This window comes from Paenibacillus sp. FSL R5-0475 (genome assembly GCF_038004585.1).
Classification (GTDB): Bacteria; Bacillota; Bacilli; order Paenibacillales; family Paenibacillaceae; genus Paenibacillus_AQ.
Window position 1 is genome coordinate 1,029,056 of record NZ_JBBORK010000001.1, and the last position, 14,036, is coordinate 1,043,091.

Consider the following 14,036-nt stretch of genomic DNA (forward strand, 5'->3'; position numbering starts at 1 on the left):
TATTTTAATTTTCAATAAAAAAGGTACTGGCAAAATATTTATTAAGCTACTATAATAAAGTGAGTTGCAGTTGGCACTGCAATTTTATTTTGTAGGTATTGTGCTTGAGGTGAGCACATATAATAGCAAGGGGGAATAAACAAAGCGGAGTAGCGTAAGTAACATCTATTGTTTAGCAGTGGGTTCATGTACTTTAATATGTGCTTATTATAGTTGCAAATTATTTTAGGGAGTGATGATCATGAATATTGTATCCATCGTATTACAAAGCTTGTTGATACTTGCTTTCGTTATGGCAGGGTCGGGAAAAGTAGCGGGTTCAAAAATGCACGTGGATAACTTTAAAAAATGGCGTTTACCACAATGGTTTCGAGTAGTAACGGGTCTAGTTGAGATTGTGGCAGCGGCAGTATTGGTTGTTGGCTACTGGGAGCCTAGCTGGGCAGCAGCAGGCGCACTTATACTTGGCGTTACAGCTATCGGCGGAATTCTGGTTCATATACGCGAAAAAGATTCGTTCAAAGAGACGTTTCCGATTATCCTGCTTGGCGTGTTAGCAATTATTGTATTTTTCATCCGTCTTTCCGATCTGGCTGATTTTCCAGGGTTTAAGTAATTATACTCACCCAATAAAAAATGGCAGTTCAGTGCTGAAATACAGCATCTGGACTGCCATTTTTGTTTCAGGATCTGTAGCTTAGAGGTTCTAACGTTCTAAACGATAACCACCATGAAATACAGGACCCACATATTCATTGAACGCAAAGCCATTGCGAATGGCAGCGGAGACAAAATCTTTAGCTTTTGCTACAGCTTCATGAACGGACAGACCGTTAGCTAAACCGCCTGTAATGGCAGCGGCAAAGGTACATCCAGCACCATGATTGTGAGCAGGCTCGATTTTGGCTGTTTGAAATACGGTGTACTCAGCGCCGTCGAAGAAGACATCAATCGCTTGATCGCCCCCGAGTGCTTTGCCGCCTTTAACCACGACATTACTTGCTCCGAGCTTATGAATCAGACGAGCAGCTTCTTTCATATCCTCTAGGGTAGAAAGTTTGCCAAGACCTGAAAGAACGCCAGCTTCAAACAGATTTGGTGTAACCACAGTGGCAAGTGGCAGAAGTAAATCACGAATAGCCTCCGCGCTGTCTGGGTTCAAGACTTCATCTTCACCCTTGCAGACCATGACCGGATCAATCACTACATTGGTCTGTAGATTTTCTTTGATCGCTTGCTCAGCAACACGCACAATTTCAACACTTCCCAGCATACCTGTCTTCATGGCATTTACTGGACCACCTGCGAAAATAGTTTTTAGCTGCTCAGCAACAATGGAGGCGTCAATTGGATAAACATTATGGTGCCAGCCGTTGTCCGGGTCCATTGTAACGATAGTTGTCAAGGCACTAAAGCCGTAGGTACCATACTCTTCAAATGTTTTTAGATCCGCTTGGATGCCTGCGCCACCACTGGAGTCGCTGCCTGCAATAGTTAGAGTTTTAATAATTTGAGTCATGGTAACGTCCCCTTTATATATGTCTGAATTTATAAACAACGCATTGCATTGATTATAACAAAAAATAGCACCTAAGTCTTTCTAAAAAGCAAGTGTAGGATTCCATTTCACTAACCCTGCATATCAATATAGAAAGAAATTTTAAACAAAACGCTTAGGAGGGCGAGTATGGTCACGATTAGTTTATGTATGATTGTACGAAATGAAGAAAAAAGCCTGCATAAATGTTTGTCTAGCGTTGCAAATCTTGTAGATGAAGTGGTTATCGTGGATACAGGCTCGACGGATAAGACTAAAGAGATCGCAATGTCCTACGGAGCTGTGATTTACGATTTTGAATGGATCGATAACTTTAGTGCCGCACGTAATTTTGCCTTCAGTAAAGCTACTCAGGAGTATATTTTGTGGCTGGATGCGGATGACTATATAAAGGAAGCGGATCAGATTCTGTTTAAAAAGCTAAAGGAGATTCTGCCAGGGCATTTTCACAGCGTGAACATGCAGTATAATTTGGCTTTTGACGAGGCGGGTAATGTCACAGCTAGCTTGCGTCGGAATCGGCTAGTTCGCCGGAGCTGCAATTTTCAATGGATTGGCCCAGTACATGAGTATCTAGAGGTAAGTGGCCCTTCCTTTAGTAGTGATGTCTGTATTACCCATGAGAAGGATAAGGAATATACAGACCGTAATTTGCGGATTTACCAAAAAAGAGTGGCCGAGGGTGAAGCATTCTCTCCAAGGGATCAGTATTATTATGCGAATGAATTAAGGGATCATGCTATAAATGAAGAGGCTTGCAAATACTACGAGCTGTTTTTGGCGGGTGGACAGGGCTGGATAGAAGATAATTTTCAAGCTTGCTTAAGGCTTGCCGAATGCCGGGAACGGCTGGGGGATAAAGACGGTGCATATGAAGCATTATGCAGAACGTTACAGTACGATAAACCACGTTCAGAGTTCTGCTGCCGACTTGGGGCCCTTCTATTGGAAAAGGGTCAATTGCACCCAGCAACATACTGGTATGAGCTTGCGATACAGCTGCCACGGGATAACGATTCGATGGGGATGAAAAATGGGGTTTTTTATACCTGGCTGCCGCATCTCCAATTGGCACTCTGTTATGATCGCCTTGGCCAACACGAGTTAGCGAATCATCATAATGAAACGGCGTTGAACTTTTATCCGTCCCATCCTAGCATGTTATATAACCGCACTTATTTTAAAAATCTGCTTGGCGACAAATATGTAGCGATTCAAGCTTAACAAAAATGCCCCCAGTAGTCATGATTTTGACTCTGGGGGTTTTCGTCGTTAAGACACCCTCTTTTTAATATGCTGGATTGTATTGTTGTTCTTTTTTGTAATCGTTGGGAGGGAGTCCAACCTCTTGTTTGAACAGCTTAGAGAAATAGGAGTAGTTGTTATAGCCAACCTTGTTTGCGACAGTATAAACAGACATATTTGTGGTTTCCAATAGATGCTTTGCAGCCGCGATTCTAACTTGGATGACGTAGCTGCCTAATGAAACACCAGTTTCTCGTTTGAATATTCTTGCCAGATAATCAGGATTGAGGTAGACAATTTCGGCCAAATCATTTCGTGTCAGATCATCACCGTAATGCGAATGAATGTATTGTTTGATTTCCTCCGCGACGGATTTGGTCTGTGCGGCAAACTCACGGTATTTCATCGCTGTAGTCACTAGATATTTAAGATATTCTTCCATATCCTCGATCGAGTTCAGAGAGTGCAAGGATAATTTATCGTTAGTTTTGCCGGAGTATAGTTTGTGTGACCGTATCCCTTTGAGGTTGAGAAATGAATAGACTAGCTGAACAATATCTAAGCGGAACAAGCTAAGGACAGAGGTCTCCAGAGTTCTATTGTTAAGCATAACCCTTAGAGATTTCGTAACTTCCTCAAGAAAAGTAGTGAATTGATTCTGGTTCAGCAGCTCTTCCAAATAGACAAGATCCGGTGGCGTATAGCCAGTTTTATTTTGATAGAGATAGGCTTCCACTAAAAAAGTCTGATTTCTGCATCTCGTAATTTCCTCATCCATGCGAAGCGATTGTTTCAGAACATTCCCCACATGATTCAGTTTATCGTATAAACCAATATTGCAGCAGACGTCGCATTTTAAATAAGGAATCGCCTTTTGAATAAAGGAAGAGCATAATTCTTCAAGCAAGGACGTGTCTGGTGTCTGATTCCATTTTAATATGGCGATCCAATTATAATCTTTATATTCCAGAATGCTCTCGATGGTAAAGCAAGGACTCTGTAATAATTCATATAATACGTTCAGCAGAGCAAAATCAAAAAGATCCTTCTCTTCTTTTCCCATACTGCCGTTGTAAGGAAATAGGTTGAAGATTAAAGGCTGCAGAGTGTCACTCATTTGATAGGAGAGGTTCTGTTCCTCAATGGCAAGGGTGATGTCCGCTAATTTAATCGGAAATGATGTGCTTCCACTAACCAACTTACGCCAAAAATGTTCGAGAATCTTCGCCTGGTTTTTTTGCCAAAAGTAACCGCCTTGAATGGCTTTTTCATTTCTTTGCTGCTCTTTAGCCTGTGTGACAGCCTTATGGATAATCAGCATCAGCTTATCAAATTCGATGGGCTTCAGAAAATATTCAAAGCTTTGCAATTCAATCGCTTTCTGGGCATAGTTGAAATCCGCATAATTAGTAAGAAGTATAGTCTGAATACTATAATTCCCTTCGCGAATCCAAGCCAGTAATTCCAATCCGCTGCCCTGAGGCATTTCAATATCCGAAATTAGAATTTGAATAGAATGCTTTTCTATTATTTCACGTGCCTGAGCGACATTATTTGCTGTATAGACAGTATCAATGTGTAACGATTCCCAATCTATTCTCTTTTGCAATGCAGCAATAACATAAAAGTCATCATCAACAAGCAGTACATTCATAGTTAGCTCTCCATTCATTTAGATTTATTTAGGAAGCTCCGGGAGAGATAAGATTACACTAGCGCCGCCGCTCTCCAAATTGGAAAAGGTGATAGTTGCTCTTTTTAAATAGAGATATTCCAGCCGTTTAAGCGTATTCATAATACCGATCTGCATACCGTTGCTTTGATCCAAGGGCTCACCAAGATTAAGCTTCTCTAACACTTGCGGTGGAAAACCGGGACCGGTGTCGGTGAGCTGGATAACGAGCATGTCTTCCTCTTCAATCCGTAATCGCTGGACTGTAAGCCTGATCTCTACTTCATGTTCTCGTGAAATCGCATATTTAATAGAATTTTCAATGAAGGTTTGCAGCACTAATGGCGGGATTTCCACACAGCTTGCCTGATCCTCTTGCTCAATATTGTAAATAAATGCATCCTGATATCGTTGCTTTTGAATCTCTAGATAGGTTCGGACATGCTCAATTTCATCCTCCAGCCGGACAAAATTCTCTCCATTTTGAAAAATATAACGGAAATATTTCGACGTAGACAACGTCATATTCTCAATTTCTTTATACATTTCAATTTGGGCCATGCTATAGATGCTAGTCAGGCAATTTAAGAAAAAGTGGGGCTTGATCTGTAGCTTCATATAATCCAGTTGTATCCGCTGCTTCTCCAGTTCCTGCTCGTACATAGCAATTTTGAAGGTTTTGATTTGATCAACTAAATATTTAAACTGTGTGTTTGCTTGTTCCAGCTCTATAATCTCACTGCTTTTGAAATCTGCGGGTTGCCCAGCCTCATTAATGAAAGCAAGGTTCTCAGAGAAGCTTTGAATCGGGCCTAGTACTCTTTTCTTGAAAAACAGCAGAACGATGCATAAAGTGGAAGTTACAATGAAGAAGAGTAACATTATAAGCAGCTGAGCAATGATTATTTTTTCGAATATGCCATATTTAATGACCATTTTAGTGCTGAAGGTGGTGTCCGAGAAGGCGCTGTTGATTGTTGTACGCGATTGCAAAAGATTAGAGAAGCCTCTCTCTTCCGTTATCAGCTTTCCGCTGTTCGATATGGGACTCGATAAAGGCTGTTCATTCTCATCTACGAGAGAAACATAACCATTGGCACCCAGATTAATTTGGCGTAGAGGACGGATCAGATTATCGGCGGAGATCAGTCCAATTAAATAACGATTGTAATAGGGAACGATATTAATCACGTAGTAGTGGTTGTTAACAAGGATAGGCGTCCATTTGGAATAAAACTTCTCATACATCTCCTTATCATCAATATAAGAAATAATCTTCGTTTTGAGCTGCCTGTAATCCGTATAGGTCACACTGATCGGTGCACAATTTAAAAAGTAGTTCTCATTTTTCAAATAGTAGAAAAAGTTGTACTCATGTCCGTAGTTTTTTTGCAGCTCGGTAAAGCGTTTATGCAGATTATCATTTGCCTTCAAGAACTCGATACTGTTGACCCCGTAAGTATTCATCGCAAGCAAGCTCTCATCGTTCCCAAGCGTCCAGCCCATATAGTGATTAATGTAAGCAAAATCATGATTGATACGATTAATGTAGAGTGCCGCAGTATCCTGTAAATTTCGAGTGGACTGCTGCTTAACGATAGAAATGGAAGTAATGCTGATCGCTAAATCCAGAATGAGGACTGTGAACGAGACTGCCATCATGACTTTTATATAATGACGAATGGGGTAGGTTTTGTGCTTCGCTGTTTTTTTGTTCATAAAATCATTATAAGACCTCTGCAGGAAAAATACAGGAGAACTCGCTAGCGATTTACCGCAAAGTCCGGAAAGCACATACAGAAGTCGGGATACTGTTATTAAGTCCCTTCAAGCGAAGGCTTTTGATTTTGTATTTTTTGTAAGCGGATTCAAAGGTCTGGATAACCGTCTTAAAGGGTCCGGAATACAAAAAAATAAGACGTTATGATTAAGCTATTCAGATAATCTTTGATTAATTGAAATGGGGGATTAAGAGGATGAGTCAACACAGTAAGAAAAAGACGGCAAAGAAATGGACTGTGGGTCTGCTGGCGGCGGCTATGGTATTTGGTATTGCTGGCTGCGGCGGAAAAGACGGGAATAATGCTGCGACTAGTGAGACGAGCAGTTACAACAAAGAAGGTCTGCCAATTGTTAATGAGCCTGTAACACTCAAGGTGCTGACCGTACGTTGGGGAAGCATGGGAGACACGTTTACGCAGAACCAATGGCTGAAGGATCTGGAGAAAAATACAAATGTCAAAATCGAATGGCAAGTGATGTCCTCCAATGACTGGGCCGAACAGAAGTCCATTCTGCTGGCTAGCGGTACGCTTCCAGACATTATCCTCGGAAATCAAACCTTCGGAGATTCTGATATCGTTAATAATCTAAGCTTTTTCCGGCCGTTAGATGATTATATTGAAAAAAATATGCCAAATCTTAAAGCGGCCATGGAAGAAACGCCTGAGTTGAAAAAAATCAGCACTTTTCCTGACGGGAAAATCTATTCACTGCCAACAAGACTTCCATCGCGTCCAAAAAGCTCTCGTCAGCCTGTGATTAACAAAACTTGGCTCGATAAATTGGGCCTGAAGGCTCCTGAAACTATTGATGAGTTATACAACGTACTTAAAGCTTTCAAAGAACAAGATCCAAACGGAAATGGCAAACAAGATGAGATTCCTTTTATTGAAATTGGGAATGACTTGATCAGTCCTTTCGGAATTGCCGACTTGAATAACAACAATATGATCATCAAGGACGGAAAAGCGATCTATTTCCCTGTTTCGGAGGAGTTCAAAGAAGGCCTTAAATGGGAAAATAAATTGTATGCGGAAGGTTTATTAGATAAAGAGGTATTCACTCAGGATGATACGATGAGATCGGCGAAGTTCCAAAATCCGGATGCTCCAATCGTAGGCTTTACGTATCAGTGGACCCCGGACGCTGTGTTTGGTAAATGGAGCGATCAATATGTGACGATTCCACCGATTGCCGGACCGGATGGTAAGCGTTATACAATCGGTAATCCAATTGGGATGAGTCTTAACCGTAATGAACTGCTGATTACTACTTCGAGTAAGTATCCAGAGGTTGCTGCGCGTTGGGCAGATCAGTTCTACACGAACGAAGCGAGCATTCAGAATTTTTGGGGTGCGATTGGAACTGTAATTAAGAAGAATGATGACAGCACCTATACATTGATGGATCCACCAGCTGGAACCAGCGCAGATGCCTGGTATTGGGATCAGTCTCTTCGAGATTTCGGACCGAAATATGTGAGCCCGTCCTTTGAACAGAAAATCGTTCTTAATCCTGAAAGTGGAGATGGACTGAAGCTGCAGCTGGATAAGCTGGGTAGTGAATTTGTAACAGAGCCTTTCCCTAACGTTATGTACACCTCCGATGAGTTCGAGGAGCTGCCAACCTTGACCACGGATATCGACGGTTATGTGAATACAATGCGCGCTCAATTTATTAGCAAAGGCGGAATTGACGAAGGCTGGGATGATTATGTCAAACAGCTTAATAAAATGGGGCTTGAAAAGTTAGTTAAGATTCGCACAGATGCTTACAGTCGTTATATGAGTGTGAAATAACCTATTCGTCTTTCGAAAAAGGTGCTGCCCTACATAAATTTGTGGGGTAGCATTCTCTATTTTTAATAAGGAGGGGATGTTATGAAATCTGATCCAATTCATTTGAGTCGGAAACTCGGACAAATCAAACAAAACTGGGGTTTATATACGTTGCTTTTTCCTGCAGTAGTCCTTACGTTATTATTCGCATATAAACCCATGTATGGGGTGCTCATTGCCTTTAAGGATTATAGCCCGGCGTTGGGAATAGGCGGAAGTCCATGGGCCGGATTCAAATACTTCGAGAAGTTTTTTAATTCCTATCAATTTTCTGCAACGATCAAAAATACGCTAATTATCAGTGTGTACAGTCTGATTACGTTTCCGATTCCGATTATACTTGCGCTGATGGTTAACCAGATGAGACCAAACCGTTTTAGACGGTTCTTTCAGACGGTATCCTATATGCCACATTTTATCTCAACCGTAGTTATGGTGGGCTTAATGATGATTCTGTTCTCACCTAGCACCGGACTACTGGGCAATGTATATAGTCTTTTTGGAAAAGAAGCTCCTGATCTAATGGGCTCTGCCGGATTATTCAGCAGTGTGTACGTCTGGTCGGATGTGTGGCAGCATGTCGGCTGGGACAGCATTATCTTTATCGCTGCTCTCTCTGCTGTTGATCCTAGTTTGTATGAGGCTGCAACCGTAGACGGCGCAAGTCGGATGCATAAAATTCGTTACATCGATATTCCGATGCTGATGCCAACAGCGATAACATTGCTTATCCTGCGGGTCGGGGGACTGCTTGGGGTTGGATTTGAAAAGGTGTACTTAATGCAAAATGACTTGAACATCACTTCAAGTGAAATTCTGTCTACTTATGTCTACAAAATTGGTCTGCTCAGCAGTCAGTATAGCTTTTCGTCGGCGATCAACCTGTTCAACACGGTCATTAATTTTATTTTATTGATCATGGTCAATCAGATTTCTAAAAAATTAAGCGAAAATAGCTTGTGGTAGAAGGGAGGAGCATTGAAATGGGAGGTTTAGAGACAGCGACTAAAGGAAATGTAGGAAAAATAAAGAAGAATCGCTCCTCAGATACTATAATGGAAATTGTGATGTACGTTATATCAGCAATTTTTCTAATCATCCTGATCTATCCGCTGTATTTTATCGTCATTGCTTCGTTTAGTGATCCTTCTGCGGTTGCTGGAGGTCAAGTTTGGTTATTTCCTAAAGGGTTTACTTTTGATGGTTATAAAGAGCTACTTCGTCATGAGAATATTTGGATCGGGTATTGGAATACCATCCTGTACACGGTGGTTGGGACTGCAATCGGTTTAGTAGTTAATATTTCAGCTGCCTATGCGTTGTCAAGAAAGGACCTTGTGGGGCGGAAATACATTTCGCTGTTTTTCATATTTACAATGTTCTTTAACGGGGGGTTGATTCCTACTTTTTTAACGGTTCGTGATTTCCATCTCTATGATACTTTCTTGGTAATGGTACTTCCTTTCGCAGTTGGAGTTTTTAATATCATAGTGGCACGAACTTTTTTCCAGACTAGTATTCCGGGCGATTTATGGGAAGCAGCGCAAATTGATGGATGTGGCAATCTCCGTTATTTTGCACAGATAGTTCTACCGTTGTCGAAGGCTATTATTGCAGTGTTAGGTTTATGGATCGCTGTAGGTTATTGGAATTCATATTTTAATGCCTTGATTTATTTGAAAAATCCTAATATGTATCCTTTGCAGCTGATCCTGCGAAATATTCTGATTACCAATCAGATGCAGTCTGGTATGGGGACCGGAGAAGCCGCACAAATCGCGTTACGGCTCGCAAATATGATGCGGTATTCGGTTATTATCGTAGCAACTGTTCCAATTATGTGTGTATACCCATTTGTGCAAAAATACTTTAACCAAGGGGTAATGATCGGCGCAGTGAAGGAATAAGCTCTTCTACTTTTCAACTAACATTTGTGAGGGAGCAAGACCGTAATGAAAAAGCAACCCAAAAACAGTATCAATAGAACAATCACCGTCATTCTTCTAGTTACAACGTTGCTTGCTAGCCTTACAGCCTGTAAAGGGGATAAAGGGGTAAACTCTGTTGAATCTGATCCGGGTCAATTTCATAAAGAAGGTTTGCCAATCGTGGATAAGCCCATGACGCTGAAGGTTCTAACGGTTCGGTGGGGAAGCATGGGAGATAACTTTATCCAGAATCAATGGCTGAAGGATTTGGAAAAAAATACGAATGTCAAAATCGAATGGCAGGTGATGTCTGCTAATGATTGGAGTGAGCGGAAGTCCATTATGCTGGCAAGCGGTACACTTCCAGATATCATTTTAGGGAGTGAGACCTTCGGAGATTCGGATATCGTCAATAATTTAAGCTTATTCAGGCCGCTTGATGACTATATCGAAAGCTATATGCCTAACCTCAAAGCAGCCATGCAGGAAGAGCCTGAATTGAAAAAAATCAGTGCTTTTCCTGATGGGAAAATCTACTCTTTGCCTGCAAGATTACCTTTACGTCCTAAAAGCTCACGCCAACCCGTGATTAACAAAACCTGGCTGGATAAATTGGGATTGAAGATTCCCGATACGATTGATGATTTATACAACGTGCTAAAAGCATTTAAAGAACGTGACCCTAATGGGAATGGAAGGCTGGATGAGATACCTGTTATCGAAGTAAGTAATGATCTTATCAGTCCTTTCGGAATCACGGATCTGAACAATAACTTTATGGTCGTCCAGGACGGAAATGCGGTATATTACCCTGTTTCAGAGGCGTACAAAGAAGGGCTCAAATGGGAGCATAAATTGTTTGTCGAAGGTTTGCTTGATAAAGAATTATTCACGCAAGATGAAACGATGAGATCAGCCAAGTTTCTTAATCCGGATGCTCCTATCGTAGGATTCTCGTATCAGTGGACGCCGGATGCCGTATTTGGCAAATGGAGTGATCAATATATCACGATTCCTCCGATTGCAGGACCGGATGGTAAGCGCTACACCATAGGAAATCCGTATGGAATGAATCTGGAGCGCAACGAGCTGCTAATTTCCACTTCTTGCAAATACCCAGAGATTGCTGCCCGCTGGGCTGATCAGTTCTACACCAATGAAGCAAGCATTCAAAATTTCTGGGGAGCGATAGACACCGTTATTAAGAAAAATATTAACGGTTCTTATACATTGATGGACCCACCGATGGGTACCAGTGCTGATGCCTGGTATTGGGATCAATCACTCCGGGATTTCGGGCCGAAATATGTCAGTCCAGTGTTTGAAAAATCCATCTTTCTAAACCCAAAAACCGGAGATGGACTGAAGCTGCAGCTCGATAAGCTGGGAAGCGATTATACAACGCCACCTTTCCCTGATGTAATGTACACCGCTGAAGAGTTTCAGCTGCTGCCGACTTTGACTACGGACATCGATAGTTATGTCAATACAATGCGTGCTCAGTTTATAATTACAGGTAAAATTGACGAGGGCTGGGCTGATTATGTGAAACAGCTGCGGGGAATGGGACTGGAGAAGCTGGTTAAAATTCGTACCGATGCTTACAGTCGTTATGTGAATGTAGAATAGAGTATTATGTGAAATACTGACGGCTAGGCTGTAACATCCTATTTCACTTATTTAAACAAAGGAGGTTCTCTCTTTGCGAGTGGCATAAAGAGAACCTCCTTATTCTTTTTACTTTATTAGCAGGGTTTGAATGGCATGAGCCGGAATCATGTTCTCAGCCAAGTTGTTATGGAAGCGCAGGGTGAAAGGAAGCTCTTGTTCCGTGCGGTTCATAACGATAACAGCAATGGTGCCATCTGGGTTACGGAAAGCCGTTGTTTCAAGCTTATCAGTATATTTAGAGTGCCCAATTCGTCTAGCACCTGGGCGAATGTATTTACTGAAATGCCCGATGTAATAGAAGGAGCTCTCAAATATAATTTCATCGTTTTTCGTATCTCCAATAATTGGAGCATCGCAGTAGTTACCTACATGGTTAGGGCCCCCTTGCTCGTCCAAGACAATATTCCAGTCCGTCCAGCTTGACATCCAGTTGTTCAGGTTACCAATGATATCATGGCCGTAACGTTCGCCTGTGTTCCATGAGCCGAGATGAACGCCACCTTCTTGGCAGCCTTCACTGAAGAACAGCTTCTTGTCTGGGAAGCGATCATGAACGGCCGATAGGGCTTCGAAGTGATCTCCGGAGTACCAGTGGAAGCAAATTCCCCAAATGTATTTGGAAGCTTCTTGATCTTCAAAAGCAACCTTGGCACGATCATACACGCGCTCCTTGTTATGATCCCAGATCATAACCTTTACATGAGCCAAACCGGCTTGTTCCAAGGCAGGTCCCAAGTAATCACGAACAAAATCTTTTTCTTCTTCGGCAGTATAAAGGCAAGAATCCCAGATTTGAACAGCCTTCGCTTCATTCTGAACACTAACAGCCCAAATATCGATGCCTTCAGCTGCGTAAGCCTGAATATATTTTACGAACATGTTGGCCCAAGCCTCACGGTATTCAGGCTTAAGAGCTCCACCACCGTTCATTTGACCGTTCGTTTTCATAAAAGCTGGCGGACTCCAAGGAGAGGAGAACAAACGGAAATCTTCACCAACAGCTGCTGCAGCATTTTTGATTAGGGGGATAATTGACTCTTGATCTCTGGAAATATCGAACGAACGGAGCTCTGCATCGCCTTCTTCTACATAAGCATAGTTGCCGAGTGAGAAGTCACAGCTCTGGATATGCGAGCGGCAAAGGGTATACCCAATTCCGTGCTCAGGATCAAAATAAGCGTCGATGATTTCTTTTTGTTTAGCTTCACTTAGTTTAGCGATGGTAACAGCAGAAGCCTCGGTAAGTGCACCACCGAAACCTTCCATTTCCTGATACTCCAGATCATCATAAATATTGATGAGCTCTGATTCGACGCCTGATGTATCGGGGAGGAAGATCAGAGGGTCTTTTTCTGTCAGACGGTCGGTAGTTTCTTTTGCTGTTTGAATGACGCGGACAATTTTACTCATAGTGGTTGGTAACCTCCTGTACATATAAATTCTGTCTTTATTATAGAAGGAGATTCACTGCTCTTTGAAGAAACAATATGGCTAAGAACCTCAACGATCTGGTCATCGACTACTTAGAGAAGAGGAGTGAATGCTATAAAAACTAATAGTGTCCAAATAAGCCTATGCGGCTTTATTCGCCATACTCAGCCTTTTCGGCAATTATATCGCAGTGGGCTGGATACCTATATCATCAGGCTGCAAGCAGAAGGGGAGTGTGAAGTACTGATCGATGGGGACATGGTATCCGTGGTGCCTGGTGATCTGTTATTATTTAAGCCTCAAGATATATATGATCTGAGAATCGGGGAAAAGAAGAGTCCGCTGGGACATAGTGTGGACTATTTTGTAATGTGTACAGGGGAATGGGTGGATCAGTGGTGGAACCTGCGCGAAAGACCGAAGAAGGTTAGAATTGCGGATGATGGCAAGCTGCAAAGTATATGGCAACAGCTTGATCTGGAGAATAGAAGACTAGATGGGGGTAGCGCTGAAATACTTGAGGCGCTGTTTAAAGCGCTATGTCTGCTGTTAGATCGGGCAATGGAAGAAGCACCTGCATCATCATCAGCCTCACTGTTACACGGGCTTAAGATGAAGAGTTATGTAGAGGAGCATGCTACATCAGAAATCAGGCTAAAGGATGTAGCTGCCCATGCCGGAATTAGTGTAACGAGGGCCGTACATGTATTCAAAATTCAATTCGGCTACTCTATTATGCAATATGCTGGGCAAATTCGGCTTGCAATGGCACTTCGATTAATGGACAACACCAATTATACCTTAGAGCGAATAGCAGAGGAGACGGGGTTTGGAAGCTACACTTATTTCCATAGGGTATTTCGGGAACGTTATGGCGTCTCGCCAGGCAACTATCGTAAGAGAGAGTAGCC

11 protein-coding genes are annotated in these 14,036 nt (G+C 42.2%); 7 read left to right on the forward strand and 4 right to left on the reverse strand.

Annotated elements, in window-relative coordinates:
• The first annotated feature begins 241 nt into the window (after positions 1 to 241).
• A complete protein-coding gene (locus MKX41_RS04270; protein ID WP_042187059.1) occupies positions 242 to 616 on the forward strand; it encodes a DoxX family protein in 375 nt (124 codons plus the stop codon).
• A gap of 90 nt (positions 617 to 706) precedes the next feature.
• On the opposite strand, the gene thiD is transcribed toward MKX41_RS04270, so the two are convergent.
• Positions 707 to 1,519 carry a bifunctional hydroxymethylpyrimidine kinase/phosphomethylpyrimidine kinase gene (gene thiD / locus MKX41_RS04275; RefSeq protein WP_042187061.1) on the reverse strand — a complete coding sequence of 271 codons (813 nt, stop codon included), beginning with the start codon at positions 1,517 to 1,519 and terminating at the stop codon, positions 707 to 709.
• 168 nt (positions 1,520 to 1,687) lie between these two features.
• Between thiD and MKX41_RS04280 the strand changes: the two genes are divergently transcribed.
• The gene (locus tag MKX41_RS04280) at positions 1,688 to 2,782 is read left to right on the forward strand and encodes a glycosyltransferase family 2 protein (RefSeq protein WP_340968853.1); all 1,095 of its coding nucleotides are present in this window, start codon (positions 1,688 to 1,690) and stop codon (positions 2,780 to 2,782) included.
• Between the two features lie 64 nt (positions 2,783 to 2,846).
• On the opposite strand, the gene MKX41_RS04285 is transcribed toward MKX41_RS04280, so the two are convergent.
• Both MKX41_RS04285 and MKX41_RS04290 read right to left on the reverse strand, forming a co-directional pair.
• Positions 2,847 to 4,457 carry a response regulator transcription factor gene (locus MKX41_RS04285; RefSeq protein WP_042187065.1) on the reverse strand — a complete coding sequence of 537 codons (1,611 nt, stop codon included), beginning with the start codon at positions 4,455 to 4,457 and terminating at the stop codon, positions 2,847 to 2,849.
• Between the two features lie 24 nt (positions 4,458 to 4,481).
• Positions 4,482 to 6,194: a sensor histidine kinase gene (locus MKX41_RS04290; RefSeq protein ID WP_340968854.1), complete on the reverse strand. Its 1,713-nt coding sequence runs from the start codon at positions 6,192 to 6,194 to the stop codon at positions 4,482 to 4,484.
• Positions 6,195 to 6,451: 257 nt separating this feature from the next.
• On the opposite strand from MKX41_RS04290, the gene MKX41_RS04295 reads away from it, so the two are divergent.
• The 4 genes from MKX41_RS04295 (at position 6,452) to MKX41_RS04310 (ending at position 11,652) form a co-directional block, all read left to right on the forward strand.
• A complete protein-coding gene (locus tag MKX41_RS04295) occupies positions 6,452 to 8,056 on the forward strand; it encodes an extracellular solute-binding protein (protein WP_042187069.1) in 1,605 nt (534 codons plus the stop codon).
• Positions 8,057 to 8,137: 81 nt separating this feature from the next.
• Positions 8,138 to 9,061 carry an ABC transporter permease gene (locus tag MKX41_RS04300; protein WP_042187071.1) on the forward strand — a complete coding sequence of 308 codons (924 nt, stop codon included), beginning with the start codon at positions 8,138 to 8,140 and terminating at the stop codon, positions 9,059 to 9,061.
• A gap of 17 nt (positions 9,062 to 9,078) precedes the next feature.
• Positions 9,079 to 10,002, forward strand: a complete 924-nt coding sequence (locus tag MKX41_RS04305) for a carbohydrate ABC transporter permease (RefSeq protein WP_042187073.1) — start codon at positions 9,079 to 9,081, stop codon at positions 10,000 to 10,002.
• Positions 10,003 to 10,047: 45 nt separating this feature from the next.
• Entirely contained in the window at positions 10,048 to 11,652 is a 1,605-nt protein-coding gene (locus tag MKX41_RS04310; RefSeq protein WP_340968856.1) for an extracellular solute-binding protein, read from the forward strand.
• Positions 11,653 to 11,760: 108 nt separating this feature from the next.
• On the opposite strand, the gene MKX41_RS04315 is transcribed toward MKX41_RS04310, so the two are convergent.
• The gene (locus MKX41_RS04315; RefSeq protein WP_340968857.1) at positions 11,761 to 13,104 is read right to left on the reverse strand and encodes a glycoside hydrolase family 30 protein; all 1,344 of its coding nucleotides are present in this window, start codon (positions 13,102 to 13,104) and stop codon (positions 11,761 to 11,763) included.
• A 126-nt stretch (positions 13,105 to 13,230) separates the two neighbouring features.
• On the opposite strand from MKX41_RS04315, the gene MKX41_RS04320 reads away from it, so the two are divergent.
• On the forward strand, positions 13,231 to 14,034 hold the full coding sequence (locus MKX41_RS04320) for an AraC family transcriptional regulator (RefSeq protein ID WP_340968858.1): 804 nt from the start codon (positions 13,231 to 13,233) through the stop codon (positions 14,032 to 14,034).
• Positions 14,035 to 14,036: the final 2 nt, after the last annotated feature.

Bases quoted from the DNA above. Each gene is read 5' to 3' on its own strand.
- MKX41_RS04310 (WP_340968856.1), top strand. From the start codon at position 10,048: ATGAAAAAGCAACCCAAAAACAGTATCAATAGAACAATCACCGTCATT.
- MKX41_RS04295 (WP_042187069.1), top strand. From the start codon at position 6,452: ATGAGTCAACACAGTAAGAAAAAGACGGCAAAGAAATGGACTGTGGGT.
- thiD (WP_042187061.1), bottom strand. From the start codon at position 1,519: ATGACTCAAATTATTAAAACTCTAACTATTGCAGGCAGCGACTCCAGT.
- MKX41_RS04305 (WP_042187073.1), top strand. From the start codon at position 9,079: ATGGGAGGTTTAGAGACAGCGACTAAAGGAAATGTAGGAAAAATAAAG.
- MKX41_RS04285 (WP_042187065.1), bottom strand. From the start codon at position 4,457: ATGAATGTACTGCTTGTTGATGATGACTTTTATGTTATTGCTGCATTG.
- MKX41_RS04290 (WP_340968854.1), bottom strand. From the start codon at position 6,194: ATGAACAAAAAAACAGCGAAGCACAAAACCTACCCCATTCGTCATTAT.
- MKX41_RS04280 (WP_340968853.1), top strand. From the start codon at position 1,688: ATGGTCACGATTAGTTTATGTATGATTGTACGAAATGAAGAAAAAAGC.
- MKX41_RS04315 (WP_340968857.1), bottom strand. From the start codon at position 13,104: ATGAGTAAAATTGTCCGCGTCATTCAAACAGCAAAAGAAACTACCGAC.
- MKX41_RS04270 (WP_042187059.1), top strand. From the start codon at position 242: ATGAATATTGTATCCATCGTATTACAAAGCTTGTTGATACTTGCTTTC.
- MKX41_RS04300 (WP_042187071.1), top strand. From the start codon at position 8,138: ATGAAATCTGATCCAATTCATTTGAGTCGGAAACTCGGACAAATCAAA.